This is a genomic window from Actinoplanes sp. NPDC019969, assembly GCF_055562375.1.
Genome location: NZ_JBVHFK010000006.1, coordinates 373,005 through 398,267, shown reverse-complemented (window position 1 = coordinate 398,267; position 25,263 = coordinate 373,005). Strand labels below are relative to the sequence as shown.

Here is a 25,263-nt window from a genome sequence, read left to right as displayed (position 1 = left end):
CGGCACATGACCGCACCTGGCAGGGAGATACCTAGTGACCACTGAAGCGCACACCGAGTCGACCGAGGCGACCGCCCCGACCGGCGTCATCCTCACCGACGTCGCCGCGGTGAAGGTCAAGGCCCTGATCGAGCAGGAGGGGCGCGACGACCTGCGCCTGCGCATCGCCGTACAGCCCGGTGGCTGCTCCGGCCTGCGCTACCAGCTGTTCTTCGACGAGCGTTCGCTCGACGGCGACGTCGTCGCCGATTTCGACGGCGTCGAGGTCGTGGTGGACCGGATGAGCGCTCCGTACCTCGCGGGCGCGACCATCGACTTCGCCGACCGGATCGACGCTCAGGGCTTCACGATCGACAACCCGAACGCGCAGAACTCCTGCGCCTGTGGTGACTCGTTCCACTGATCGACAGCACCTCCGGATCAGGCCGCCCCGTCAACGGGGCGGCCTGATCTGCTTGTCCGACCGGTAGTCTCAAGCCGTAAGGACCCTGTTTCCCGACCCCCGAGGGCCGAAATGAAGATCGCCGTCACCGGCTCGATCGCCACCGACCACCTGATGCACTTCCCCGGCCGTTTCGCCGAGCAGCTCATCGCGGACCAGCTGCACAAGGTCTCGCTGTCCTTCCTCGTCGACGACCTGGTGGTCCGGCGTGGCGGCATCGCCCCGAACATCGCGTTCGGGATGGGCAAGCTGGGCCTGCGGCCGATCCTGGTGGGCGCGGTCGGGGCGGACTTCGCCGATTACCGGTCGTGGCTGGAGCGGCACGGGGTGGACTGCGGCTCGGTGCACATCAGCGACACGGCGCACACCGCCCGGTTCGTCTGCACCACCGACGACGACCTGAACCAGATCGCCTCGTTCTACGCCGGGGCGATGGCCGAGGCGCGCAACATCGAGCTGTCCCCGGTGGTGGAGCGGGCCGGCGGCATCGACCTGGTGCTGATCAGCGCGAACGACCCGGCCGCGATGATCCGCCACTCCGAGGAGTGCCGGGTGCGGGGCTACCGGTTCGCCGCGGACCCGTCGCAGCAGCTGGCCCGGATCGACGGGTCGGACGTGCTGACCCTGATCCGCGGCGCGGAGTACCTGCTCTGCAACGAGTACGAGCGGTCCCTGCTGGAGAGCAAGTCCGGCCTGACCGGCGACCAGATCCTCGACGAGGTCCGGTTCCGGATCACCACCCTCGGCAAGGACGGCGTGGAGATCACCGGCAAGGAGATCGAGCGGATCCACGTGCCGGTCGTCCCGGACGTGATCGGCGAGGACCCGACCGGGGTCGGCGACGGGTTCCGGGCCGGTTTCTTCTCCGGCATCTCGTGGGGTCTCGGGCTGGAGCGGTCCGCGCAGGTGGGCTCGCTGGTGGCGGCTCTGGTGCTGGAGACGGTCGGCACCCAGGAGTACGACGTCAAGGTGTCCGACTTCACCAAGCGCTTCGCCGCGGCGTACGGCGACGAGGCGGCTGCCGAGATCACGCCCTTCCTGCCGGCCTGAGGCGTAGACCTTCAGTCATGGTTCTAGCGGTTTTCGCCGGGCTTCCCGGCGTCGGTAAGAGCACCCTGGCCGCCGCGGTCGCAGCCGAGCTGCCCGCGGCGGTCCTCGCGGTCGACACCGTCGACTTCACCCTCCAGCGGTACGGGGTCCACGAGCCACGGCCCGGGCATGCCGCCTACGGCGTGGTGGCGGCGCTCGCCGAGCAGCAGATCAGAGTCGGTCATAACGTGATCATCGACGCGGTGAACCCGGTCAAGGCGGCCCGTCAGCTGTGGACCGAGCTGGCCGACCGGCTGGCGGTGCCGCTGCGGGTGGTCGAGGTGATGTGCGGCGACGACGAGGAGCACCGCCGGCGGGTCGAGGAGCGGTTCAAGGTCCGCGACCACGACGGCGTGCCGGACTGGGTGCGCGTCCTGGAGCGGCAGGCCGAGTACGAGCCGTACCTCGGCCCGCGCCTGGTCGTCGACACGTTCCTGGCCAAGGACCCGGTGGCCTCGGTGGTGGAATACCTCACGTGACTCTGCGGACGTCGAAGGCGTGGCCGTCGGCCGCGACGAACTCCTGGCCCTTCATCCGGCACCAGGCGGGGATGTCGTTGGCCGCGGCCGGGTCGTCGGCGAGCACCCGCACGATCTCGCCGATCGCCACGCCCGGCATCGCCTTCGCCAGCCGGATGACCGGAATCGGGCATCGCAGCCCCAGGCAGTCCAGGGTGATCAGAACCCGGCCTCCGTCCGGATGCGGGCCACCACGTCCGGCAGCACGGTGAGAAACCTCTCCACGTCGGCCTCGGTGGTGTCCCGGTGCAGCGACACCCGCACATTGCCGTGACTGAGCACACCCATCGCCTCCAGCACGTGACTGGGCCGCAGCGTCGACGCCGTGCAGGAGGAGCCGGACGAGACGGCGAACCCGTGCCGGTCCAGGGCGTGCAGCAGCGCCTCGCCGTCCACGTACAGGCAGCTGAACGTCACCAGATGCGGCAGCCGGCGCACCGGGTCGCCGACGATCTCCACGTCCGGCACGGTCGCCGCGACCCGCTCCCGGATCCGGTCCACCAGGGCGCTCAGCCGCACCGCCTCGGTCTCCGCCTCGCTCACGGCGGCCCGCAGCGACGCGGCGGCGGCGATCACCTGCGGCAGGCCCAGCGCGCCCGGCATCCCGGGGCGATGAAGATCATCTTGCGGGTACGGGGACAGCCAGCGCACCCCCTTGCGGACCGCCAGGACGCCCACGCCGGGCGGGCCACCCCACTTGTGCGCGCTGGCGCTCAGCATCGACCAGCCGGACGGCGCCGGAGCCCGGCCGACGGTCTGCGCCGCGTCCACGAACAGCGGCACCCCCGCCTCCGCGCACCGCTCCGCCGCCGCGGCCACCGGCTGCACCGTGCCGGCCTCGTGACTGGCGCTGATCAGGCACGCCAGGGCCACCCCCGGCCGGTGGACCGCGGTGGCCCAGGCGTCCAGATCGAGCCGGCCCAGCCGGTCCACGCCGACCTCGACGGCCTCCGCGGTGCCGGCGGCGTGCAGGACCGCCGAGTGCTCGATCGCCGAGTGGACCAGGCCGCGACCGGCCCGCCTGCGGCCGCCGAGACCGCCCAGGACCGCCGCCTGCGCCGCCGCGGTGCCGGAGGGCCAGAAGCTGACCTCGTCCGCCCGTACCCCCAGAAGCTCGGCGACGACCGCAACCGCCGCATCGCGCAACTGTTGCGCCCGCCGTCCCGCCGCATAGAGCCGTGAGGGGTCGGCCCAGCCGTCGGCGAGCGACGCGAGAAGGGCCTCCCGGGCCACCGGATGCAGCGGCGCCGCGGTCGCCGCGTCCAGGTAAGCGGGGACGGCGGCCGGATCGCCTGTGTAATCCACACCGGGAACGGTATCGTCCGGTTATCCGGATCTTTCGCCGGACAGCCCCTTCCGGACGGGTCGCGCGCCCCCCGGTGGCGGGCGGCCGAGGCCAGGTCGAGTAGTGTGCGACCGTCGGTGAGCCTTGCCGCCAGAAGTCCGGTTTCGGCAGGCGGCGCTGCTAAGGAGGCAGAAGCAGGTGGGCGCAAGGAGTTCGGCCACACGGCCGCGGGCAGTAGGCCGGGCGGCCGGGCTGGGTCTCGGCGGCGCGTTGCTGCTGACACTGCTCTCGGGCTGTTCGATCGAGGACTGGGGCAGCAAGTTCGGCCACTTCGGATGGCCGGGCAAGGGCATCAGTCTGCAGGCCCACGAGATGTACGACCTGTGGATCGCGTCGACGATCGCGGCCCTCGCGGTCGGTATCGGCGTGTGGGGTCTGATCTTCTGGTGTGTCATCCGGTACCGCAAGCGTGGCGAAGAGCTGCCCGTGCAGACCCGGTTCAACATGCCGATGGAGATCCTCTACACGGTCACGCCGGTCCTCATCGTCGCGGTGCTCTTCTACTACACCGCGATCGTGCAGACCAATGTCGACAAGCTGTCCAAGAACCCGGACAACGTCGTCGAGGTCGTCGCGTTCAAGTGGAACTGGCAGTTCAACTACCGCGACGGCATGGGCGCGGATGCCAAGACCGTCGCGTCGACGGTCGGCTCGTCCGACGTCATCCCGATCCTGGTCCTGCCGGTGGGCGAGACCATCCGGTTCGAGGAGACCAGCAAGGACGTCATCCACTCGTTCTGGGTGCCGGAGATGCTGTTCAAGCGGGACGTGTTCCCCGGCAACGTGCGCAACGTCTTCGAGGTCACCCTCGACAAGACGGGCCACTACGTCGGCCGGTGCGCCGAGCTGTGCGGCACCTACCACGCCTTCATGAACTTCGAGCTGGTCACGGTCACCCCGGAGAACTTCGACAAGTACATCGAGGCGCGGAAGGCGGGCCAGTCCACGCAGGACGCGCTGGTCGCGATCGGCGAGCCGGCGTACGCCACCACGACGTCTCCGTTCAACACCCGGCGCCAGGCACACACCTGGAACCAGGGCGAGACCGCGGCCGCGGGGAAGTAGGGCTGTCGTGAGGACCGAATACAAGATCTTCGCCGCGGTTGCCGTGTTCCTCTTCGGCGCGGCCGCCGTCTACGGCGTCTACACCCACAGCACCGGCAACATCTCCGGTACGGACAGCGCCTACAACGGCGGCATGGAGTGGGTCGGCGTGGTCGCGCTGATCCTGTCCGGGCTGCTGTGCTCGATGTGCGCGGGCTTCTTCTGGTTCGTCGCCCGGCGTATCGACCTGCGTCCCGAGGACCGGGAGGACGGCGAGATCGCCGAGGGCGCCGGCGAGGTCGGCTTCTTCAGCCCGGGCAGCTACTGGCCGTTCGGTATCGCGCTGGCCGCCGCCGTCGCCGGCATCGGCCTGGTGTTCTGGATGTGGTGGCTGCTGGCCTTCGGCCTGGTCTGCGTCATCCTGGCGTCCTGCGGCCTGCTCTTCGAGTACTACTCGGGCACCCGGCACCCGGAAGCCCACCTGTAAGTCTTCGCGCCGACGCGAAAGCCCGCCCCCTGATCGAAGGAGGCGGGCTTTCGCGTCGTGGTGGGTCAGGCGGCGCTGCGCTGGTGCGGGGCGATGCCCTTACCGGGTTTCCAGAGGTGCACGACGATCGGGGCGACCACCTCGGCCGCGCCACAGCGGGTGCACACCAGCTCGGGGCAGTCGTCGTGGCCGTCCTCGCACGGCGGCACCTCGAAGAGCATGTCGCCGTCGCAGATGACGCAGCGGAGTTCGCGTTCCTGCACGGGTCTCTCCTTCGCTCACGGCAAGGCTCCAAATTACCCGAATGCGATTCTGACGTTGCCACGCAATTCGGGTGATCTAGGGCATTGTCACCGGCGTGTCGTCACTCGGCTGCTTTGGCGGCCTGCGCCGCGGCCACCCAGCGGTCCAGCTGAGCGGTCGTGGCGCCGGAGTCGATCGCCTCGGCGGCCCGCGCGATGCCGGCCCGCAGCGTCTCGTGGAAGTCACCCGGGAAGCCGCTCTGCGCCGCGAACGCGGCCGCCGCGTTGAGCACCACGGCGTCCCGCACCGGGCCGTGCTCACCGGCGAACGTCCGGCGTGCCACGTCGGCGTTGAACGCCACGTCACCGCCCCGCAGATCCTCCGGGCGGCTCCGGGGCAGGCCCAGGTCCACCGAGTCGACCAGCAACTCCTCCACCTTGCCGTCCCGGGCCAGCCAGACCCGGGTGGGCGCCGACGTGGTGAACTCGTCCAGCCCGTCCTCACCCCGGACCACCAGCGCCGAGTCGCCCCGCTGGGCGAACACCTCGGCCATCACCGGCGCCATCCGCGGGTCGAAGCAGCCGACCGCGGCAGCGGTCGGCCGGGCCGGGTTCGTCAGCGGGCCCAGCACGTTGAAGAACGTCGGCACGCCCAGCTCCCGCCGGGTCACCGAGGCGTGCCGCATGCCCGGGTGGTAGCGGGCGGCGAAACAGAAGCCGATGCCGGCCTCCGCCACCGTCCGGGCCACCCCGGCCGGGCCCAGGTCCAGCGGCAGGCCGAAGTGCTCCAGCAGGTCGGCGGTGCCGGTGGTGGACGACGCCGACCGGTTGCCGTGCTTGACCACCGTCACGCCCGCGGAGGCGGTCACGATCGCGGCCATGGTGGAGATGTTCACCGTGTTGGCCCGGTCGCCACCGGTGCCCACCACGTCCACCGCGCTGGTGCGGGTCTCCTCCGGGAGCTCGACCAGCGTGGCGTTGGCGATCATCGCCTGCACCAGGCCGGCCAGCTCGGCCGGTGTCTCACCCTTGGCCCGCAGCGCGACGGCGAAACCGGCGACCTGCACCGGCGTCGCGTTGCCGGCCATGATCTCGCCCATCGCCCAGGCGGTGTCCGCGGTGGCGAGCTCCTCACCTCGCAACAGCGCGCTGGTCAGATTGGGCCAGGTGCGTGCGCCCATCGAGGGGCCTCCCGGGGTGTGGAAATCGTCAGGATCAGCGGGCGACGGTGCCCTGGGTGCCGAGCGGGATCGCGCCGTCCCGGCGGGCGCGGAGCAGCCCGGCCACGGCCTGGCCGGTGGCCACCGGGTCCAGCGGGGCGATCAGGGTCGCGTCCACCTGGGCGTACGCGGCGAGCCAGCGGTCCGCGGCCCGGGCGATCACGACGCACGTGGGCGGCGGGGTGAGGTATTCGTCCTTGGCCTGCCGGGCGATGCCGATGCCGCCGGCCGGAGTCGCCTCCCCGTCGAGCACCATCAGATCGATCTCGTAGTCGTCGAGCAGGCGGCGGCACTCCTCCCAGGTGGAGGCCTCGGCGAACTCGACCTGGAGATCAGCCGCGGGACGCGGGCCGATGGCGAGCCGGAACCGGTCCCGCACGGCGGCGTCGTCGCTGTAGAGCAGAACGGTGTACTGGCTCATCTTGTGCCCCACCTCACGTCTCAGGTCCCGCCGATCGTACCGAACTTGTTATCCGGCGTCCGGCCCCGGTTGGCCCGCATGTTCCGCCGCCTCGGCCCGGTCCAGCGCGCGGTCGATCCGCTTGGCCTCCCGCTCCGACTGGCGGACCCACTGGACCACCAGGATGCCGAGCATCGTGACGCTGACGATCTCGCCGCCGGCCCACAGGACGCCGCCCGCCGTGACCTGGTCGGCCGCCGGATCGAGCCAGCTCAGGCCCAGGTTCGGGTACCAGTCGCCGCCCAGCAGCTCCTTGCTCTGCATGATCGTCAGACCGAGCACCGTGTGGAACGGGACGCTCAGCACCATCAGCAGCGCGCGGGCGGGGTACGGCCACCGGTTCGGCAGCGGGTCCAGCCCCAGCAGCGGCCAGAAGAAGAGGCAGCCGGTGATGATGAAGTGCAGGTGGACGAACTCGTGCACCCAGACGTGTTCGAGGGTCTGCCGGTACGCGCCGGTGAAGTAGAGGACGAACGGGTTCGCGATGAACAGTCCGAACGCGACCAGCGGAAACGTGAGAACCCGCACGTACCGGCTGTGCAAGACGGCCAGCAGCGCCTTGCGCGGGCCCGGCGTGAGCACCCGCAGGGCGAGAGTGGTCGGCGCGCCCAGGGCCAGGAAGATCGGCCCCACCATGGAGAGCACCATGTGCTGGACCATGTGCACGGAGATCAGGGTGGTGTCGTACGCCTCGATCCCGGTCACCGTGACCGCCGCGATGGACCCCAGTCCACCTGCGACGAAAGCCGCGGTCCGGCCGGGCGGCCAGTGGTCGCCGCGCTGTCGCAGGCGCCAGACGCCGTACCCGTAGAGGGCGGCCGACACCAGGAGTCCCAGAGCGATCAGGCTGACCAGGTTCACCTCGGTGAAGAACGCCGCCGGGGTGAACGGCGGGAGTCCAGTATCCCCGGCATCCGCCGCGAGTGGGGGCAAAACGTGAGAGTGCACCACTTGAGGCTAGGCCTACCCGCTGGTCACGGATTATTCCGGGCCTCCCAGTAGGCCAGTTTGGGGACCCCGGAGGACCTTGGGCCTATCTCGGATGAATAATGAGGCCGTGACTGCGGCAGCCATCGACAAGAGCCGGATCCACTCGCTGACCCGACCCAACATGGTCAGCGTCGGGACCATCGTGTGGCTCTCCAGCGAGCTCATGTTCTTCGCGGCGTTGTTCGCGATGTACTTCTCCATCCGCGCCGCGGCGCCGGAGGTGTGGGAGAAGAACACGGAGCATCTGAACATCCCGTACGCCACCACCTTCACGGTGATCCTGGTTCTGTCCTCGGTGACGTGCCAGCTCGGCGTCTTCGCGGCGGAGAAAGGCGACGTGTTCGCGCTGCGGCGCTGGTTCACCGTCACCTTCGTGATGGGCCTGATCTTCGTGCTCGGCCAGGTGAACGAGTACGTCACCCTGGTCGGTCACGGCGTCAAGATCAACGCTGACGGCTACGGCTCGATGTTCTACCTGACGACCGGGTTCCACGGCCTGCACGTGACCGGTGGCCTGATCGCGTTCATCATCTACATGATCCGGACGACCATGGGCCGCTTCACCCCGGCACAGGCGACGTCGGCGATCGTCGTGTCCTACTACTGGCACTTCGTCGACGTGGTGTGGATCGCGCTGTTCGCCATGATCTATTGGCTTCAGTAACCAGCGCCAACGGCGAGGATCGCAACAACAAACCAGAGGGACATAACCCATGACTTCTGACACCCCCGCCCGCAGGCGCGTCCGGGTGTTCTCCCGGCGGCGCGGCGCGCCCAGCCGGGCACGCCGCAGGGCCGGCGCGGCGGTGCGCATGCTCGCCGCGCTCTTCCTGGCCGGCGGCGTGTACACCGCGTTCACCCCCGGCGCCTTCGCCGAGGACGATGCCCCGCTCTCGACCAGCGCACGTGAGGGTAAGGCGCTCTACGACACCAGCTGCATCACCTGCCATGGGCGGGACGGGCAGGGTGTCCAGGGTCGCGGCCCCAGCCTGATCGGCGTCGGCTCCGCCTCCGTGGAGTTCCAGGTCAGCACCGGCCGCATGCCGATGACCCGGCAGGAGGCCCAGGCCGAGCAGAAGCCGCGGCAGTTCAACGACGCGGAGACCGCGCAGCTGGGCGACTACATCCAGGAGATCGGCGGTGGCCCAGAGCTTCCCGCCGAGGACAAGCAGATCGCCGACCTCAAGACCGACCCCGAGGCCCTGGCCCGCGGTGGCGAGCTCTTCCGGGTCAACTGCACCTCCTGCCACGGCTTCGGCGGCGGCGGCGGCGCGCTCTCCTCGGGCAAGTTCGCCCCGGCCCTGCACGACGCGACCACCGCGCAGATCTACGCGGCCATGCTCACCGGTCCGCAGAACATGCCGGTCTTCGGTGACAACCAGCTCACCCCGGACCAGAAGGCGCAGATCACCGCCTACATCAAGTACCAGCTCCAGGAGGAGAAGGACCCGGGCGGCCTGTTCAACCTCGGCCGTTACGGACCGTCGACCGAGGGCATGGCCATCTTCCTGGTCGGCATCACGATCCTGGTCTTCACGTCGCTCTGGATTGCGGGGAAGTCATGACGGCTCTCCATCACGGCGAGACCGGCACGCCGGTCGACGTCAACGATCCGCACCTCACGCGGTTCGACATCGTCAAGGAAGGCCTCCGGCGCGACGACATCGAGATCGTCACGTACGAGTCGCACTTCCACGGGCAGAACTCCAAGGCGGAGAAGCGGGTCGTCCGCAACATCGCCATCCTGTTCCTGCTGTCCGGGCTGTTCACGCTCGCGTTCCTGGTCTTCTACATCGTCTGGCCGTGGGAGTTCGAGCTCGGCCACACGCTGAGCGACTACTACACCCCGATCCTGGGCGTCACCCTCGGCCTCGGCCTGCTGGCGCTCGGCTTCGCGATCCTCGCCTGGGCGAAGAAGCTGCTGCCGCACGAGCTGTCCATCCAGCAGCGGCACGGCGACCCGTCCTCCGACGAGGAGCGGCTGATCACCGGGCAGACCATGATGTACGTGGCCGACGAGCTGGGTGTCCAGCGCCGGCCGCTGCTCAAGGGCGCCATCGCGCTCGGTGCGGCGCCGCTCGGCCTGGCCGTCGCGGCCCCGCTGGTCGGCGGTCTGATCCAGGACCCGCACAAGGACCCCGAGCCGATGATGTACCGCACCGGCTTCAACCCGGTGACCAACGGCGGCAACCTGGTCCGGCTCACCCGCGAGGACGGCAGCCCGATCCGCCCCGACGACGTCAGCGCCGGTGGCCAGATGACCGTCTACCCGGGCATCCCGCACGGCGCGACGAACCAGCACGCCGACTCGCCGACGCTGCTCATCCACCTGCGGGCGGACGACGCGGAGACGACCCGGGCCAAGGCCGACGCCGACCCCCGCAACAAGGGCTCGATGTACGGCAACTACGTGGCGTACTCCAAGATCTGCACGCACGCCGGCTGCCCCGCCAGCCTCTACGAGCAGCAGACGAACCGCCTTCTCTGCCCGTGCCACCAGTCGCAGTTCCTCATCACCAACAACGCGCAGCCGGTCTTCGGGCCCGCGACTCGGCGTCTGCCGATGCTGCCGCTTACAGTGGACGAGGAAGGTTTCTTCGTGGCAGCGTCCGACTTCAAGGACACCGTCGGACCTGACTTCTGGGAGCGGCCGTGAAGCGCCGAAAAATGGACCTCGCCGAGGCCCCCAAGAACTTCGCCAAGGGTGTGGACGACCGGTTCCAGGCGGCGACCCCGCTTCGCGGCCTGCTGAACAAGGTCTTCCCCGATCACTGGTCGTTCCTGCTCGGTGAGATCGCCCTCTTCTCGTTCATCGTGCTGCTGCTCAGCGGCGTGTTCCTCACCCTCTTCTTCGACCCGTCGATGAAGGAGGTGGCGTACGACGGCGAGTACCTCGCCCTCAAGGGCACCATGATGTCCGCCGCCTACGAGTCGTCGCTGCACATCTCGTTCGAGGTGCGCGGTGGCCTCTTCATGCGGCAGATGCACCACTGGGCGGCGCTGCTGTTCATGGCGTCGATCATCGTGCACATGGCCCGCGTGTTCTTCACCGGCGCGTTCCGCAAGCCGCGTGAGATCAACTGGGTGATCGGCGTCCTGCTGTTCCTGCTCGGCTTCTTCGCCGGCTTCACCGGTTACTCGCTCCCCGACGACGGCCTCTCCGGCACCGGTCTGCGCATCGCGTCCGCGATCATGCTGACCCTCCCGGTCATCGGCACCTGGCTGTCGGCCGCCATCTTCGGCGGCGAGTTCCCCGGCGAGCTGATCATCGGCCGGTTCTACATCGCGCACGTGCTGCTCATCCCGGGCATCCTGCTCGCGCTGATCGCCGCCCACCTGGGCATCGTCTTCAAGCAGAAGCACACCCAGTGGCCCGGCCCGCTGCGGACCAACGACAACGTGGTCGGCGAGCGGATGTTCCCGCGGTACGCGATGAAGCAGGGCGGCTTCTTCATGGCCGTCTTCGGCGTGATCGCGCTGATGGCGGGCATGTTCCAGATCAACCCGATCTGGCTGTTCGGGCCGTACCGCGCGGCCGAGGTGTCGTCCGCCTCGCAGCCCGACTTCTACGTCATGTTCATGGACGGACTGGTCCGTCTCATGCCGAACTGGCAGATCTACATCCCCATCGGCAACGGGTACAGCATCCCGCCGATGTTCTGGCCGGCGGTCGTCGGTCTGGGGGCACTGTTCACCCTGCCCATGGCGTACCCCTGGCTGGAAGCCCGCAAGCTGAAGGACAAGCGCACCCACCACCTGCTCGAGCGGCCGCGTGACAACCCGGAGCGCGTCGGCATCGGCATGATGGCGCTGACGTTCTTCCTGGTCGCCACGATCTCCGGCGGCAACGACGTCATCGCCGACAAGTTCCACATCAGCCTGAACGCGATGACCTGGGCCGGCCGTATCGGCCTGCTCATCCTGCCGCCGCTGGCCTACTACATCTCGGTCCGCATCTGCCTCGGTCTGCAGCAGCACGACCGTCAGGTGCTGGCCCACGGTGTCGAGACCGGCATCATCAAGCGGCTGCCGAACGGCCAGTTCGTCGAGATCCACCAGCCGCTCGGCCCGGTCGACGACCACGGCCACCCGATCCCGCTGGAGTACGCCGGCTGGGCCGTCCCGAAGAAGATGAACCGCATCGGCGCCCTCGCGCCGGCGATCAAGGGCTTCTTCTACCCGGTCGAGAAGCCGGCGGAGGCCCCGGTCTCCCCGGCGGTCGTGGCACCCAAGAAGCGTGAGGAGATCAAGTCCGGTCGTTGATCGGCGGTCTCTCGAAGGCCCACCGGGGTTCCGGTGGGCCTTTCGCTTTCCTGCCTCCTCATGGATTGGCGGACCTGTTGCGATAGGACGGTTCGGGGGCGGCGATGGCCCACTCCGGGCGGTCAGGCTTGATCCCTCCGTGGGCCATCGCCGCCCCCTTCCGGTACGCGCACGGCCGCCGTTCGATTTCTCGGGGTACGGTCCGGTGCGGGGCACCAGGTCCAGTCAGAGGCAGGGTCCGAGCCCGCCCGGCCGTCTGCCTGGCGCCCGCCCACCTGCCTGGCCGATCGCCGCTTGCCTGTCCGGCCGTGCGCCTGTCCAGCCGCTCGCCGGCCGTCTGCCTGCCCACCCGCCCGGCTGCCTAGCTGCTGGCTGCTGGCTTAGTTTGTGCGGCTCGTGGTTGATCTTGGGTGGCTTGCGCTCATGGCTGTCTCGGCCGGGCGTCCGGAGGCAGCCATGAGAGCCAACCGGGGTTTGCAGACCAACCGAACGGCGCTGTCAACGGGACCGTTCCTTACCGGTGCAGACCCTGGTCGCGGGGGCATTGGCTGATCTTGTGCGCCGGAGTCCTGCCTCTTGTTGTGCGCTGAGCTGCGGGACGAATGGCACAAGAATGCTGCGCCGGTCGGCCTCGATGGTTCGATCGTTGCGCGATCCGGGCCTGAACGACCGTAGAAGGCTCAGTGGGATCGAGCGGTGGTGGCGTGGACGGCCGCGGCGGGCGGTGCCGGGTACGGGCGGGCTGTGCGGGAGGGGTGGGGGACGGCATAGCATGGGCCGGTCCGCGTTCGTCCTCACAGCCGAGGAGCTTGCTGGTGAACACCGCGATCGTCCACATCGACTGCGCTACCGACACGATTCCGGAGGTCGCCGAGGCACTGGCGGCGCTTGAGGGGGTCAGCGAGGTCTACTCGGTGGCCGGTGGGGTGGATCTGATCGCGATCGTGCGGGTGCCGCGGTTCGATGACATCGCTGAGGTGATCGCGGGACGGATCTCCAAGACGGCCGGGGTGGTCAATACCGAGACGTTCGTGGCGTTCCGGGCGTACTCGAAGCATGATCTTGAAGACGCGTTCGCCATCGGGCTGCCCGACGCCGACTGAACGGGCGCCGATGGGGTTCCGGTGGTCGCTTGCCGAGCATGACGAGCCGGAGCGGCGGTTGGGGCTCTGCGTGGAGGTCGAGGGGCTTTTCGCGGATCCGCCGGAACCCGAGGTGGAACGGTTCGTCCTGATCGGCTGCGAGCGGGAGCCAGGGACCGGGACCGCCGGCACCCGTCTGGGCGAGGTGGTTCTCGAGACCCTTCGGCCCGGGAGATTCCAGCATGACACCTGGCTGCGGGACGTGACCGTGGCCGGTGGCGACGGGGACCGGGTGGTACTGACCGGGCGGGTGTACGGGGATGCTGCCCGGCTGCCGGTGTCGTCGATGCCGGAGGTGCCGGGTTTCCGGGTCGGGCTCGCGGACGGGACCACGGTTGGCTGGTGCCGGGCGGTCGATGGAGTGTTCCGTGGGCGGCCGGAGCTGGAGCCGCCGGCGGTGACTCTCGCCGGGTTCCGGGCGGAGCCGTGGTTCGCCGCCGAGCTGGCGGGGTGGCGTGCCGGGGAGCGAGCGCCGGTGCGGGTCGCCGCCGAGGTCGGGACCTGGGCGGCGGACGGGCGGGAGATCGTCCTCCCCGGGCGCGGGGTGGCCGGGGTCGTGACTGCGATACATCCGGCCGGAACGCGGAGCGATGCCGGTGTGGTGGCGATCCACGGTGATCCGGGTGGGGTGTTCGACGTCGAGCTGGCCGGCGGGGCGCGGGATCCGATTCCGGCGCGGGCGCGAGGGCTCTGGGATGCGTGGCTGGCGGAGCCACCGGTACGGCCCGGTGGCTGGGAGGCACTGGACGGCGGCCTGCGGCGGGAGTGGCTGAGGCTGGCGCTGGCGTACCTGCGGCATGGCGTGGCGGACCGTCCGGCGGGGACCACGTATCGGCTGGACGGCAGGCATGTCACCGATGAGCTCGGGCTCTACTGTGCGCTGGGCGAGGCCGTGAACGGGCCCGGTGGATATTTCGGGCAGGACCTCGACGGCATGGCGGATTGCCTGGGCGGGGGCTTCGGTGCGGGCGTGCCGTTCCGGCTGCTGTGGACCGGTTCCGAGGTGGCCCGCCGGGCGCTGGGCGCGGAACGGCTGGAGACGATTGTTCAGTGCCTGCGGAGAAGGCGGGTCGAGGTGGTGCTTGAGTGAGCGCGGTACGGCCGGACGAGGCGTCGCGGTGGGTGCTGGTGGACGAGTTCACCGAGGGGGAGCCGGATCGGCTGATCGGGGTGTGTGCCGCGGTCGAAGGGCTGTTCGTGGACATGCCGGAGCCGGGGCCGGAGCGGTTCGCCCTGGTGGAGTGCGCGCCGGAGGGGCTGCTGCGGGAGGCGATCGACGGCATCGGCACGGAGCGCGCCCACCTGGGTGAGGTGCTGCTGACGGCGGGGAGGCACGAGGCCTACCTGCGTGAGATCACCGTGGTCGCGGCGGCGGGAGGACGGGTCGACCTGACCGGCGTGGTGTACCCGGACCTGCACGACCAGCCGGATGACGAGTTGCCGGCGGTGGATCGCTGGCGGATCGCGCGGACCGAGGACGGCGCCCTGCTCGGGTGGTGCCGGACGGTGGAGGGTGTGTTCCGGGAGCGTCCGGAGTTCTGGCCGCCGGAGGCGACGCTGACCGGTTTCCGGCCGGAACCCTGGCTCCGGGAGCAGTGGGAGCAGTGGCGCCGGGGTGAGCGGGATCAGGTGACGTTCAGTGCCGCGCTGTCGGCGCGGGGGCACGACGGCCGGACGATCCGGACGTTGACGCACACGGTGACCAGTGACGTGCTCGACGTTCAGGCGGCCGGCGGGGAGCTGTTCGACGTGCGGCTGGACGGGCTGGTGTACGACCCGATCCCGGTGGCCGCGCGGGAGCTGTGGGACCGGTGGCTGGACCGGGCGCCGTCGGAGCCGGGGAGCTGGGCGCCGCTGGACCCCGGGATGCGGCACGAGTGGTTGCGGCTGGCGCTGGGACAGCACGAGTACGGCGCGGCGCCGGACCGGGCGGCCGGGGCGGTGTACCGGCTCGACGGGCGGCACGTCACCGACGGGAACGGGTTCCACTGTGCGCTCGGGGAGGCGATCAACGGGCCGGGTGGCTACTTCGGGTGGAACTGGCCGGCGTTCGACGACTGCCTCGACGGGGGATGGGGTGCGGCGACGCCGTTCCGGCTGGTCTGGACGGATGCGGGGGTGGCCCGGCAGGCGTTGGGGGAGGAGGGCTTCGCGTCGATCGTCGAGCTGTTCGCGAAACACCGGGTCGAGGTCGTCATGGAACAGGGGAGGCCGGAATGGTCAGTCCGGAAGCCGTGCGGATGACGCCGGAAAGGGTCTCGCCGGGGGCCACGCGGGCGCCCGGCAGGACGACCGAGCGCGTCACCGGCCCGTCGACCCGCGCGCCCGCGCCGACCACCGACTCGGTGACGGGGGCGGTGATCCGGGCCGAGGGGTCGGCGAGGACGCCTCCGGCGGCGGCGTGCAGGTTGGCGGCCAGGTAGTCGGCGGGAGTGCCGGTGTCCAGGTAGAAACCCTGGTAGGTGATCAACTCCAGGTCGCCGGCGGCTTCGGCGGGGCGCCAGACGGTACGCACCAGGCTGCTGTCGGAGTCCGCCAGGTCCTTCAGGTAGCGCCACGGGATCAGCGAGAAGCCGGCGAACCGGTGACCGCTGAAACCGCCGGTCTCGCCGGGACGGCAGGGCAGGGTCAGCATCCGCACGGTGTCGCCGGACCAGCCGTCGAACAGCGCCGCGATGTCCTTGCCGGGATCGCGGGCCGGGTCGTGCAGGTAGGCGTCCGCGTTGCCGGCGAGCACCGCGCGGCCGTCCAGCCACGGGCGCAGCCGGCCCAGGCCGCCGGACGTGCCGATCGGGCCGTCCTGCTCCACGGAGAGGTGCGCGCGGTCGCCGACGTGGGTGACGACCTGACCGGCCAGGTAGGCGGCGTTGACCGCGACCGTGGCCGGGCCGGACAGGCCCAGCCCGGCGAGGCGGCGCAGCCCGTGGTCGAGCAGCGGCAGGTTGCCGACCGGGCAGAGCGCTTTCGGGAGGGTCTCGGTGAGCGGCCGCAGCCGGGTGCCCTCACCGGCGGCGAACACCACGCCAGCGACCTCGGCGGGCACGGTCACTGCGGATCACCCGAAGCAGGGAAGGGCGTGCGGTACGACGTGCCGGCCGGCAGGGACGGCGGCAGCTCGCCCGCGCGGGGGCCCAGGCCGTAGATGCCGAGCAGCCGGGCGGTCGCCCAGGTCAGGTCGGGCAGCTCGTCGAGCGGGAACCAGCGGGCCTCCAGCACCTCGCCGCCGTCGACGGCCAGGGTGGTGCGGGACGCCGGGACCGAGCCGAACCAGACGGTGTCGACCACGCCACCGTTCGGGTGCACGATCGCGTTGGGATTGCCGGGGGTCAGGTCGCCGGGCTCCACGCGTACCCCCGCCTCCTCGAAAAGCTCCCGTGCCGCACCGACCGCCGGAAGCTCACGGCGTTTCAGCAGCCCCGCCGGGAGGCCCCAGCCGCGTCCCGGCGGCTGGCGCAGCAGAAGGATGCGCCCGGGCGCCTCCGCCTCCGCGTCCCGGATCACGGTGACCGCGCCGACCAGGTATTTCGGCGAGATCAGCCGGGCGACCTTGCGGCGGACCGGGAAGGGCAGCCCGTAGAAGGCCTGATAGGCGAGGCCGCGGATCTGCCGGGGAATGTTCACCGCGTAAGGCTAACGGGGGACGCTGTGAGCGTCAGTCCGGGTGGTCGACCAGGGCGATGAGCTGCTCGACGACCGCGTCCGGCTCCAGGCTGCGCTCGCAGACGGCGACCAGCAGGGTTTCCAGGTCGGGGTATCCCAGCTCGTCGGCGAGGCGGCGCAGCGGCACCTCGCTGGCCAGGCCGCGGTCGTGCTTGCGCAGGGTGAGACCGATGGTGGCGCGGCCGAGGCGGACCTTGTCGGCGATGCTGATGCCGGGCTCGTTCCGCTCGTCGAAGTAGCGGTTGATCTGCATCTGCGCCTGGCTGGACTTGACGAAGCCGAGCCATTCCTTGCGGGGGCCGCGTGGCGCGTTCGGCTCGACGTCGACCTGGCTCTCGGTCTCGGAGAAGATCTCGACGACGTCGCCGTCCCGGAGCGGGGAACTGAGCGGGGCGAGGCGCCCGTTGATGGTTGCGGCGAGGCAGTGGTCACCCTGGCGGGGACCGAGTTCGTACGCCAGGTCGACCGGCGTGGACTGACTGGGCAGCTCGTAGGCGTTGCCGTGCGCGAAGACGGTGATCTGGCCCTCGGCGAGGTCACATCGCAGCGAGTCGAGGAACTGGGCCGCGTCGGTGGTGTCCTGCTGCCAGTCGAGCACCCGTTTCAGCCAGGTCAGCTGGTCGGCGCCGGGTGGCTCGTCGGCGCCCTTGGGATAGCGGTAGCTGGTGGCGACGCCGTACTCCGAGTAGCGGTGCATGGTCTTGGTGCGGATCAGCACTTCGACCAGCCGCCCCTCCGGACCGACCACCGTGGTGTGCAGCGACCGGTACAGATTGTTCTTCGGCGAGGCGATGAAGTCCTTGAAACGGCCGGCCACCGGACGCCATCGGCCGTGGACGGCCCCGAGAGCGGCGTAACAGTCGGTGTCCGGCCCGTCCACGATCACCGCGATGCGGGGGAGGTCGAGCGGCACGTCGTGCCCGCCGGCGACCGTGTCCTTCCAGATCGAGTAGTAGTGCCGGGGCCGCGGCGTCACCTCGGCCGTCACCTTCGACCGGCGCAGCGCGACCCGGGCCTTGTGCGAGACGTCGGATAAGTAGTCGTCCCAGCCGGGACGGTTCTTCACGTGCTCGTCGATGCGCGCGTACGCGTCCGGCTGCAGGTGGTAGAGCACCACGTCGTCGAGGGACCGTTTCAGGGCCTGGATGCCGAGCCGGTCACAGAGCGGAACCAGCACGTCCAGGGTGGCCCTCGCGATCCGGGCGCGGCTGGCGTTGGACCGGGCGCCCAGGGTGCGCATGTTGTGCAGCCGGTCGGCCAGCTTGATGACCAGCACCCGGACGTCCTTGCCGGCCGCGACGATCATCTTGCGGATGGTCTCGCCCTCGGCGGCCTTGCCGTAATAGGCCTTGTCGAACTTGGTCACCCCGTCGACCAGGTGGGCCACCTCGTTGCCGAAGTCGCCCTGCAGCGCCTCCAGGGTGTAGCTGGTGTCCTCGACCGTGTCGTGCAGCAGCGCCGCGACCAGGGTGGTGGTGTCCATGCCCAGCTCGGCGCAGATCTGCGCGACCGCGAGCGGGTGGGTGATGTAGGGGTCGCCGCTCTTGCGCATCTGACCGCGGTGCATGCTCTCGGCGATCTGGTAGCTGCGGCGCAGGATCGCGACATCGGCCGAGGCGTGGATGCTGCGATGGGTGCGGACCAGCTCGGCGACCGGATCGTCGTCGTTGCTCTGGAAGCTGAGCAGCGAGCGCAGGCGCCGGGTGAACGATGTCTCCTGGGACGTGCTGGTCGGCAGAGCGCGACCGAAAGCGGCGCCGTGGCCGGCGTCGACGTCCACCCGGACACCCCCTCACCGATCGCCCACGCCTCGCCTGATGCGTGGAGTCGCCTCGCGTTTGTGCCCGCAAGCGAATCACTGAAGGGGCCAAACGCCAAGGCTCCGGCCCTCAAATGTGACGAATCATTGCGACACTTCACGCGTTCCTTACAGCCTAAGCGAGCGAGCGTCATCCGAACGGTCAGTTACCGATAGGCGAACGGACGAGTCTTGTGCGGAACCGGCCGCCTCAGCCCGGCTGAGCAGGGCGGCGAAACGCGCGGCGCCACGAACCGGTGACACCCAGTCGCCCGAGGTTTCCACCAAGCGGGTGTCCGGGCGTTCCAGCCAGGCCAGGATCCGCTCGGTCTCCTCGGCGGTCGCCGCCGGAACCGGGCCGTGCCCGGGCAGCACCGTCTCGGCCGTCAGCATCGCCGCGTCCAGGGTCGGGCGGGGATGCTCCCGCGGCGGTGAGGTGGCCGCCGCCGCGAGCCTGCCGTGCCGGACCACCACGATCTCCCAGCCGCCCTTGTCGTCACGGCGCGCCGCCACCACCTCCGGCAGCCGGGTCACCGCCTGCAGCCGCTGCATCCGGATCAAGGCCCGGAGCAGGGCGATCAGCCGGGACCGGACGACCGCCGCCTCCTCGTACCGCTGCTTCTCCGACAACGCCTCGATGCGGGCCAGGATCGCCGCGATCACCGGGCCCGGGTCGCCCGACGTGGCGGTGCGGAACGGCAGGGCGGCGCGGAGGTCGTACTCCGCGGGGGTGATCTCGTGCTCGCACGGCGCCGGACAACGGCCCAGCTCGGCCAGCGCGCACGCCGGGGTCTTCGAGCGCAGCGAGAGCTTGTGGTTGCACTGCCGCAGAGGCACGGCGTCGTAGACGCCGGCGGCGGCCAGCTCGGCGGTCCGCCGCGACGAGAACGGGCCCAGGTAGGTCGCCCCGTCCTCGGCCATCCGGCGCACCACCGACAGGCGCGGGAAAGCCTCCGTGGTCAGCTTCAGCCAGACGACCCTCTCCGGAAACTTCGACCTGCGGTTGTACGGCGGAGCGTGCGCCGCGATCAACCGCAGCTCCCGCACCTCCGCCTCCAGAGGATGGGCACACTCCACCACCTCCACCCGGGCCGCGGCAGTGAGCATCTCGGAGATCCGCGCCCGTTTCTCCCCGGCCGTGAAGTAGCTGCGCACCCGGGTGGCGACATCCTTCGACGTGCCCACGTAGAGCGGCCGCTCGTCGGCGGCCCGGAAGAGGTAGACCCCCGGCACGTGCGGCAGCCCGTCGGCCAGATGCCGCTGGCGGCGCTGCGCCGGGGTGACCGCCTTGGCGAACTCGATCGCGTCGCCCAGCGTGTGCACCTGGAAACCGCCCAGCCGCTCGAACAGCCCGTGCAGCACGTCGACGGTCGCCTTCGCGTCGTCGAGCGCCCGGTGGTTCGGCTGCACCGGCGACCGGAAGAACTGGGCGAGCGTGCCCAGCTTGCGGTTCGGCACCTCGTCGCGGGTCAGCGCCCGGCGGGCCAGCGCCGCCGTGTCCAGCACCCGCGGGTTCGGCCAGGGGTAGCCGTGCCGGGCGCAGGCCGCCTTCAGGAAGCCGACGTCGTACGGCGCGTTGTGGGCGACCAGCACCGCCCCGCGCAGGAACTCCAGCAGCGCCGGCAGCACCGTCTCGATCGGCGGCGCCGGGCGCAGCATCGCCTCGGTGATGCCGGTCAGCACGGTGATGAACGGCGGCAGCGGCTGACCGGGGTTGACCAGCGTGGCGAACTCGCCCAGCCGCTCACCGCCGCGCACCTTCACCGCACCGATCTCGGTGATGCCGGCCCCGTCCGGGGCGCCGCCGGTGGTCTCCAGGTCGAGCACGACGAACGTGGTGTCCGCCAGCGACAGCGCCGCCGGGTCCACCGAGCCGTCGGCGGTCAGCAGCGTGTCCAGAGTGCCCTGCACGTAGGCCGGATGCGTCACGGGCGGCAAGGATAGAGCGGGGGTACGACATAAACCCAGCCCGGCCCGGGAAAAGATCACCTGCTCCGCTGGGCTAATCCGCCGTCGCCGGTGTGAGAATGGGTGGATGTCCGCACTGCTGAACCCTGATGACCGCCCCGAGGAGGAGGCGGTGCCGGAGGGTGCGGACGTTTCCCACGCCACGGATCACGCCACCGAAACAGCACCCGAACCGGTGCTGCCCGAAGCGGTCCGTCAGCGGATCACCGTCCTCGCCGCCGCCGCGCTGCCCGGCCTGCCCGCCGACGAGATGCCGGTCGCGCTGCGCCGCGTCGCCCGGTTCGCGCCCAACCGCCGGGCCCGGCTCGGCGGCCGCGACATCGCCGCCCAGCTCGTCGCCGACCCGGTCTTCCGACAGCGCATCGGCGCCCGCATCATGGCCGACTCCGGAGACCTCGGCGCCGCCGTGACCAGCGGCGTCGCCCCCGCCGCGGCCGACCCGGTCGAGGTCGCCGCACTCGCCTACCTGGCCCGGCCGGACGGCTGGCGCGACCTGATCGACGCCGCCGGCGACGCGGTCCGGGCCGAGGCCGACAGCGCCGCCGTCGCCGCCCAGCTACGGGCCGCCGAGCAGCGCGCCGTCCGCGCCGAACACGACCGCACCGTCGCCCGGGTCGAGGCCGACAAGCTGCGCGACGAGCTCGCCCGGGTCCGGGAGGAGCTGGGCCAGCTGCGCGAGGAGGCGCGGAGCACGGGAAAGGCGCTGCGCGAGGCGCAGGCGGCGCAGAAACGCGCGGCCGATCTGCTGGCCACCGAGAAGGGACGCGCGGCACGGGTGTCCCTTGATCACGAGGCGGAGGTACGCCGCCTGCGGTCCCGCCTCGCCGACGCCGAGGCCGCCGCGGCCACCGGCAAACAGGCGGTCAAGGACGCGCGGGCGGTCGACGACGCCCGGCTCTGGCTGCTGCTCGAGACGATCAACCAGGCCGCCACCGGCCTGCGCCGGGAGCTGGCCCTCGGGCCCGCCGACAAACTGCCCGCCGACTTCGTGGCGGACAGCGCCGCCGAACGGCCCGGCGCGCCCGAGCGGTCCCGCGCCCGCGCCCAGGACACCGACGACCCCGGCCGTCTCGACCAGCTGCTCGCCCTGCCCCGGGCGCACCTGATCGTCGACGGGTACAACGTCACCAAGCGCGGCTTCGCCGACATGTCCCTGGAACAGCAGCGCAAACGCCTGATCACCGGGCTCGGCGGGATAGCCGCGCAGACCGGCGACGAGGTCACCTGCGTCTTCGACGGCGCCGAACGGGTGCACGGGCTGCCACCGGCGCCGCGCGGGGTGCGGGTGCTGTTCTCCCGCAAGGGCACCACCGCGGACGAGCTGATCCGCCAGCTGGTCCGGGCCGAGCCGCCGGGCCGCCCGGTGGTCGTCGTCTCCTCCGACCGCGAGGTCGCCGACGGCGTGCGGCGGCACGGGGCGTACCCGATGGGGGCCGATTCACTGCTGCGCCGGCTGTCGCGCTCGTAAAACTGTCATACCCCTCGCCTAGCGTGACTGTCACGGATGGTGGCCGCTCCAGCACTCCCGCCGGTGCGGCAGGCCGTCCCACCGGTTTCGGCCGGTTGTCCGGGCCGGCCTGGTCGCGCTTCTTCCGGTCCGGCCGGTTGTCCCGCCGTTCGAGGAGGGGTAATGATCATCGATTGTGGGCGCTGCGCCGAGGAACGCGCCGAATGCAACGGCTGCCTGGTCAGCGCGCTGATGGACACACCGGACGGGATCGCCGATCTGACCGCCGGGGAGCTGCGGGCGATCGAGGTGTTCGAGTTGGCCGGCTTCGAGGTGGAGCTGCTGCAGACGCCGTCCCCACCGGTGGTGGTGCCGCTGGTCCCGCCCCGCCGTGACGTGGCGTGATCATGAGCCCTGGGCGGGCGGCCGGTCCGGCGCGCGATCTCTAGGATTGACCGTCACACGCCGTCTCCGGGCGTACACCGAAGGGGTTTGATGTCGATGAGGGCTGAGCGGTGACGCCGCGCCTCTGGGCCGCCGGTGCGCTCGTTGTGCTGCTCGTGGCCCTGATCGTGTTCACCGTGACCGCCGTGCCCTGGCACCGGTCGCCGGCGCCCCGCGCCGACCAGCTCGCCGCCCTCGGCCAGCTCCCCGCCGACCAGGTGGCCCGCTCCCGCGCGTTCCACGCCGCGCTGCGCCCCGGGTCGTACACCTCGATGATCCTCGGCCTGGCGCTGGCCCTCCTGCTCGGGCTCACCCCGCTCGGCGCCCGGCTGGTCGAGCTGGCCGGCCGCCCGTTCGGCGGTCACTGGCTGGCCGAGGCCGTCCTCGGCGGACTCGCCGTCGTCCTGGTCACCGAGCTGATCACGCTGCCGCTGGCGGCGTGGCGGCACACCGTCGTCGTGCGCTACGGCATCTCCACCCAGACGTGGACCGGCTGGACGGTCGACCTGCTCAAGTCGTTCGCCGTCGGCGCGGTGCTCGGCGCCGTCGTGCTGGCCGGCTTCTACACGGTCACCCACTTCGCGCCCCGCTGGTGGTGGGCGATCGGCGCGGCCGGGGCGGCCGGGCTGGTGGTGCTGCTCTCGTTCATCCTGCCGGTGCTGGTCGAGCCGGTGTTCAACAGGTTCACCCCGATGCCCGACGGGCCGCTGCGCACCGAGCTGCTGGCCCTGGCCGACCGCGACGGCGTCCCGGTCAAGGACGTCCTGGTCGCCGACGCCTCCCGGCGCACCCGCGCGGTCAACGCCTACGTCTCCGGTCTCGGCCCGACCCGCCGGATCGTCGTCTACGACACCATGCTGACCGAGGCCACCCCCGGCGAGGTCGTCTCGGTGGCCGCCCACGAGCTCGGGCACGCCAAGGACAACGACGTGCTCACCGGCACGATCATGGGAGCGCTCGGCGCCGCCGCCGCCGTGATCGTCCTCTACCTGCTCGGCTCCTGGCAGGGGCTGCTGCGCCTGGCCGGGGTCGACTCGATCGCCGAGCCCCGCGCGATCGGCCTGCTCCTGGCCGTGACCACGGTCGCCGGCCTGATCACCGGCCCGGCGCAGGCCTTCGTGTCCCGCCGGGTCGAGGCCCGCGCCGACACCCACGCCCTCGCCCTGACCGGCGACCCGGAAACCTTCGAGGCGATGCAGCGCCGCCTCGGCACCGTCAACCTCGCCGACCCCGACCCACCGTCCTGGGAGCACGCCATGTTCGCCTCACATCCCTCCACCGTCCAGCGGATGGCCGCCGCCCGCGCCTGGGCCCGGGGTGAGCGCTGATGGGCCGGACGCTGCTGGTCACGAACGATTTCCCGCCCCGGCCCGGCGGGATCCAGCAGTTCGTGCACAACCTGGCGGTGCGACAGCCGGCCGGTTCGATCGTGGTGTATTCGTCGACCTGGCGCGGGGCTGCCGAGTTCGACGCCGAACAACCCTTCGAGGTCGTCCGCGAGAACACCGGCATCCTGCTGCCCACGCCCGCGGTCGCCCGCCGCGCCGCCGAACTCGCCCGCGCGCACGACTGCGACAGTGTCCTCTTCGGCGCGGCCGCCCCGCTCGGGCTGCTCGCCCACGGCCTGCGCCGCACCGCCGGCATCGAACGCGCCGTCGGCATCACCCACGGGCACGAGATCGGCTGGGCGGCGCTGCCCGGCGCGCGTGGCCTGCTCCGGCGCATCGCCCGCGGCAACGACGTGATCACCTACCTGGGGGAGTACCAGCGCACCCGCCTCGACAAGGCCCTGCACGGCCTGACCGAGCTGCGGCGGCTCGCGCCCGGCGTCGACGTGGACAAGTTCCACCCCGGCGTGGACGGCGCCGCGATCCGCAAACGGCACGGCCTGGCCGGGCGGCCGGTCGTCGTCTGCGTGTCCCGGCTGGTTCCGCGCAAAGGCCAGGACATGCTGATCCGTGCCCTGCCGGAGATCCGCCGGCGGGTGCCCGGAGCCGCGTTGCTGCTGGTCAGCGGTGGGCCGTACCGGAAAACCCTGGAACGCCTGGCCCGCGAGCACGACGTCGAGTCCGACGTGGTCTTCACCGGTTCGGTCCCGTGGGCCGAGCTGCCCGACCACTACGCGGCCGGCGACGTCTACGCCATGCCGTGCCGCACCCGGGCCGCCGGCCTCGACGTCGAAGGCCTCGGCATCGTCTACCTGGAAGCCTCCGCCACCGGCCTCCCCGTCGTCGGCGGCGACTCCGGCGGCGCCCCCGACGCCGTCCGTGAGGGCGAGACCGGCCACGTGGTCGGCGGCACCGACGTCCCCGCCATCGCCGCCCGCATCGCGGACCTCCTCGGCGACCCCACCAAGGCGAAGGCGATGGGCGCGGCAGGCCGCGCCTGGGTCGAACAGGAGTGGCGCTGGGAAACCCAGGCCGCCCGCCTCACCGACCTGCTGAACCCGTCCTGACCGGTTCGGCGAGGACGCCGGAGGGATGGGCGGTGCGAGCCGGTCCACCACACCCGCCTCGACGTTGAGTAAACAGATCGGCGGTGGTCCGGGCGCTGTTGCCCGGACCGGGCAGGAAGCGCTGACCCGACCTCATGCCGGCGAGGTCGGCGGTGCCGCGCTTGTTTCCATCGAATCCGCGGAACGATCCTTGAATGGGCTCGGCCATGGATCAGCGCTCCCGCGCGCGTCCGGCTTTCGCCGGGGTCA

General features: G+C 71.0%; 26 protein-coding genes. 16 read left to right on the top strand and 10 right to left on the bottom strand.

What is annotated here, in order from left to right; translation table 11 throughout:
- Positions 1–34: 34 nt before the first annotated feature.
- The 3 genes from erpA to ACZ3II_RS20545 all read left to right on the top strand — a co-directional run bounded on the left by erpA (position 35) and on the right by ACZ3II_RS20545 (position 2,010).
- Complete coding sequence (gene erpA / locus ACZ3II_RS20555) at positions 35–403, top strand: iron-sulfur cluster insertion protein ErpA (RefSeq protein WP_043525492.1); 369 nt, start codon at positions 35–37, stop codon at positions 401–403.
- 111 nt (positions 404–514) lie between these two features.
- Positions 515–1,492: a carbohydrate kinase family protein gene (locus ACZ3II_RS20550; RefSeq protein ID WP_465519258.1), complete on the top strand. Its 978-nt coding sequence runs from the start codon at positions 515–517 to the stop codon at positions 1,490–1,492.
- Positions 1,493–1,509: 17 nt separating this feature from the next.
- Positions 1,510–2,010, top strand: a complete 501-nt coding sequence (locus ACZ3II_RS20545; RefSeq protein ID WP_465519257.1) for a P-loop nucleotide/nucleoside kinase family protein — start codon at positions 1,510–1,512, stop codon at positions 2,008–2,010.
- Here ACZ3II_RS20545 and ACZ3II_RS20540 read toward each other — a convergent pair.
- Positions 2,003–2,212: a sulfurtransferase TusA family protein gene (locus tag ACZ3II_RS20540; RefSeq protein ID WP_465519402.1), complete on the bottom strand. Its 210-nt coding sequence runs from the start codon at positions 2,210–2,212 to the stop codon at positions 2,003–2,005. The two genes, ACZ3II_RS20545 and ACZ3II_RS20540, sit on opposite strands and share 8 nt — an antisense overlap.
- Positions 2,209–3,354, bottom strand: coding sequence for a cysteine desulfurase family protein (locus ACZ3II_RS20535; RefSeq protein ID WP_465519256.1), 1,146 nt, complete (start codon positions 3,352–3,354; stop codon positions 2,209–2,211). Before ACZ3II_RS20535 ends, ACZ3II_RS20540 begins: the two co-directional genes overlap by 4 nt.
- A 178-nt stretch (positions 3,355–3,532) precedes the next feature.
- On the opposite strand from ACZ3II_RS20535, the gene ctaC reads away from it, so the two are divergent.
- Both ctaC and ACZ3II_RS20525 read left to right on the top strand, forming a co-directional pair.
- Positions 3,533–4,459 carry an aa3-type cytochrome oxidase subunit II gene (gene ctaC / locus ACZ3II_RS20530; protein ID WP_465519255.1) on the top strand — a complete coding sequence of 309 codons (927 nt, stop codon included), beginning with the start codon at positions 3,533–3,535 and terminating at the stop codon, positions 4,457–4,459.
- Between the two features lie 7 nt (positions 4,460–4,466).
- A complete protein-coding gene (locus ACZ3II_RS20525) occupies positions 4,467–4,925 on the top strand; it encodes a cytochrome c oxidase subunit 4 (RefSeq protein ID WP_465519254.1) in 459 nt (152 codons plus the stop codon).
- A gap of 65 nt (positions 4,926–4,990) precedes the next feature.
- Here the strand turns inward: ACZ3II_RS20525 and ACZ3II_RS20520 are convergent, their stop codons facing one another.
- The 4 genes from ACZ3II_RS20520 to ACZ3II_RS20505 all read right to left on the bottom strand — a co-directional run bounded on the left by ACZ3II_RS20520 (position 4,991) and on the right by ACZ3II_RS20505 (position 7,795).
- On the bottom strand, positions 4,991–5,188 hold the full coding sequence (locus ACZ3II_RS20520) for a hypothetical protein (protein WP_043523896.1): 198 nt from the start codon (positions 5,186–5,188) through the stop codon (positions 4,991–4,993).
- Between the two features lie 101 nt (positions 5,189–5,289).
- Complete coding sequence (gene trpD / locus ACZ3II_RS20515; RefSeq protein ID WP_465519253.1) at positions 5,290–6,348, bottom strand: anthranilate phosphoribosyltransferase; 1,059 nt, start codon at positions 6,346–6,348, stop codon at positions 5,290–5,292.
- Positions 6,349–6,382: 34 nt separating this feature from the next.
- On the bottom strand, positions 6,383–6,808 hold the full coding sequence (locus ACZ3II_RS20510) for a response regulator (protein WP_465519252.1): 426 nt from the start codon (positions 6,806–6,808) through the stop codon (positions 6,383–6,385).
- Between the two features lie 48 nt (positions 6,809–6,856).
- Positions 6,857–7,795 carry a cytochrome c oxidase assembly protein gene (locus ACZ3II_RS20505; protein WP_465519251.1) on the bottom strand — a complete coding sequence of 313 codons (939 nt, stop codon included), beginning with the start codon at positions 7,793–7,795 and terminating at the stop codon, positions 6,857–6,859.
- 109 nt (positions 7,796–7,904) lie between these two features.
- Between ACZ3II_RS20505 and ctaE the strand changes: the two genes are divergently transcribed.
- The 7 genes from ctaE to ACZ3II_RS20470 all read left to right on the top strand — a co-directional run bounded on the left by ctaE (position 7,905) and on the right by ACZ3II_RS20470 (position 15,486).
- Positions 7,905–8,501, top strand: coding sequence for an aa3-type cytochrome oxidase subunit III (gene ctaE / locus ACZ3II_RS20500; RefSeq protein ID WP_465519250.1), 597 nt, complete (start codon positions 7,905–7,907; stop codon positions 8,499–8,501).
- A gap of 49 nt (positions 8,502–8,550) precedes the next feature.
- The gene (gene qcrC, locus ACZ3II_RS20495) at positions 8,551–9,402 is read left to right on the top strand and encodes a cytochrome bc1 complex diheme cytochrome c subunit (protein WP_465519249.1); all 852 of its coding nucleotides are present in this window, start codon (positions 8,551–8,553) and stop codon (positions 9,400–9,402) included.
- The gene (qcrA, locus tag ACZ3II_RS20490; protein ID WP_465519248.1) at positions 9,399–10,493 is read left to right on the top strand and encodes a cytochrome bc1 complex Rieske iron-sulfur subunit; all 1,095 of its coding nucleotides are present in this window, start codon (positions 9,399–9,401) and stop codon (positions 10,491–10,493) included. The genes qcrC and qcrA overlap by 4 nt, the downstream gene beginning before the upstream one ends.
- Positions 10,490–12,100 (top strand): cytochrome bc1 complex cytochrome b subunit, encoded by a 1,611-nt coding sequence (gene qcrB / locus ACZ3II_RS20485; protein ID WP_465519247.1) that lies wholly within the window; start codon positions 10,490–10,492, stop codon positions 12,098–12,100. The genes qcrA and qcrB overlap by 4 nt, the downstream gene beginning before the upstream one ends.
- Before the next feature lie 815 nt (positions 12,101–12,915).
- The gene (locus tag ACZ3II_RS20480; RefSeq protein ID WP_465519246.1) at positions 12,916–13,203 is read left to right on the top strand and encodes an Lrp/AsnC family transcriptional regulator; all 288 of its coding nucleotides are present in this window, start codon (positions 12,916–12,918) and stop codon (positions 13,201–13,203) included.
- A 10-nt stretch (positions 13,204–13,213) separates the two neighbouring features.
- Positions 13,214–14,332 carry a barstar family protein gene (locus tag ACZ3II_RS20475; RefSeq protein ID WP_465519245.1) on the top strand — a complete coding sequence of 373 codons (1,119 nt, stop codon included), beginning with the start codon at positions 13,214–13,216 and terminating at the stop codon, positions 14,330–14,332.
- Positions 14,329–15,486: a barstar family protein gene (locus tag ACZ3II_RS20470; RefSeq protein ID WP_465519244.1), complete on the top strand. Its 1,158-nt coding sequence runs from the start codon at positions 14,329–14,331 to the stop codon at positions 15,484–15,486. The genes ACZ3II_RS20475 and ACZ3II_RS20470 overlap by 4 nt, the downstream gene beginning before the upstream one ends.
- Here the strand turns inward: ACZ3II_RS20470 and ACZ3II_RS20465 are convergent.
- The 4 genes from ACZ3II_RS20465 to ACZ3II_RS20450 all read right to left on the bottom strand — a co-directional run bounded on the left by ACZ3II_RS20465 (position 15,437) and on the right by ACZ3II_RS20450 (position 20,629).
- Positions 15,437–16,285 (bottom strand): nucleotidyltransferase family protein, encoded by an 849-nt coding sequence (locus tag ACZ3II_RS20465; RefSeq protein WP_465519401.1) that lies wholly within the window; start codon positions 16,283–16,285, stop codon positions 15,437–15,439. The two genes, ACZ3II_RS20470 and ACZ3II_RS20465, sit on opposite strands and share 50 nt — an antisense overlap.
- Before the next feature lie 2 nt (positions 16,286–16,287).
- Complete coding sequence (locus ACZ3II_RS20460) at positions 16,288–16,863, bottom strand: NUDIX hydrolase (RefSeq protein ID WP_465519243.1); 576 nt, start codon at positions 16,861–16,863, stop codon at positions 16,288–16,290.
- 31 nt (positions 16,864–16,894) lie between these two features.
- Entirely contained in the window at positions 16,895–18,682 is a 1,788-nt protein-coding gene (locus ACZ3II_RS20455; protein ID WP_465519242.1) for a RelA/SpoT family protein, read from the bottom strand.
- 147 nt (positions 18,683–18,829) lie between these two features.
- Positions 18,830–20,629, bottom strand: coding sequence for a DEDD exonuclease domain-containing protein (locus ACZ3II_RS20450; protein WP_465519241.1), 1,800 nt, complete (start codon positions 20,627–20,629; stop codon positions 18,830–18,832).
- A 106-nt stretch (positions 20,630–20,735) separates the two neighbouring features.
- On the opposite strand from ACZ3II_RS20450, the gene ACZ3II_RS20445 reads away from it, so the two are divergent.
- The 4 genes from ACZ3II_RS20445 (at position 20,736) to ACZ3II_RS20430 (ending at position 25,014) form a co-directional block, all read left to right on the top strand.
- The gene (locus tag ACZ3II_RS20445; protein ID WP_465519240.1) at positions 20,736–22,136 is read left to right on the top strand and encodes an NYN domain-containing protein; all 1,401 of its coding nucleotides are present in this window, start codon (positions 20,736–20,738) and stop codon (positions 22,134–22,136) included.
- 162 nt (positions 22,137–22,298) lie between these two features.
- Positions 22,299–22,520, top strand: a complete 222-nt coding sequence (locus ACZ3II_RS20440; protein WP_465519239.1) for a hypothetical protein — start codon at positions 22,299–22,301, stop codon at positions 22,518–22,520.
- A gap of 110 nt (positions 22,521–22,630) precedes the next feature.
- Positions 22,631–23,887: a M48 family metallopeptidase gene (locus ACZ3II_RS20435; protein ID WP_465519238.1), complete on the top strand. Its 1,257-nt coding sequence runs from the start codon at positions 22,631–22,633 to the stop codon at positions 23,885–23,887.
- Positions 23,887–25,014 (top strand): glycosyltransferase family 4 protein, encoded by a 1,128-nt coding sequence (locus ACZ3II_RS20430; RefSeq protein WP_465519237.1) that lies wholly within the window; start codon positions 23,887–23,889, stop codon positions 25,012–25,014. The genes ACZ3II_RS20435 and ACZ3II_RS20430 overlap by 1 nt, the downstream gene beginning before the upstream one ends.
- Positions 25,015–25,263 lie beyond the last annotated feature (249 nt).

Excerpts from the sequence above, each read along its gene's own strand:
- ACZ3II_RS20550 (WP_465519258.1), top strand. The coding sequence starts at position 515 with ATGAAGATCGCCGTCACCGGCTCGATCGCCACCGACCACCTGATGCAC.
- ACZ3II_RS20545 (WP_465519257.1), top strand. The coding sequence starts at position 1,510 with ATGGTTCTAGCGGTTTTCGCCGGGCTTCCCGGCGTCGGTAAGAGCACC.
- trpD (WP_465519253.1), bottom strand. The coding sequence starts at position 6,348 with ATGGGCGCACGCACCTGGCCCAATCTGACCAGCGCGCTGTTGCGAGGT.
- ACZ3II_RS20510 (WP_465519252.1), bottom strand. The coding sequence starts at position 6,808 with ATGAGCCAGTACACCGTTCTGCTCTACAGCGACGACGCCGCCGTGCGG.
- qcrC (WP_465519249.1), top strand. The coding sequence starts at position 8,551 with ATGACTTCTGACACCCCCGCCCGCAGGCGCGTCCGGGTGTTCTCCCGG.
- qcrA (WP_465519248.1), top strand. The coding sequence starts at position 9,399 with ATGACGGCTCTCCATCACGGCGAGACCGGCACGCCGGTCGACGTCAAC.
- ACZ3II_RS20475 (WP_465519245.1), top strand. The coding sequence starts at position 13,214 with ATGGGGTTCCGGTGGTCGCTTGCCGAGCATGACGAGCCGGAGCGGCGG.
- ACZ3II_RS20445 (WP_465519240.1), top strand. The coding sequence starts at position 20,736 with ATGTCCGCACTGCTGAACCCTGATGACCGCCCCGAGGAGGAGGCGGTG.
- ACZ3II_RS20440 (WP_465519239.1), top strand. The coding sequence starts at position 22,299 with ATGATCATCGATTGTGGGCGCTGCGCCGAGGAACGCGCCGAATGCAAC.
- ACZ3II_RS20430 (WP_465519237.1), top strand. The coding sequence starts at position 23,887 with ATGGGCCGGACGCTGCTGGTCACGAACGATTTCCCGCCCCGGCCCGGC.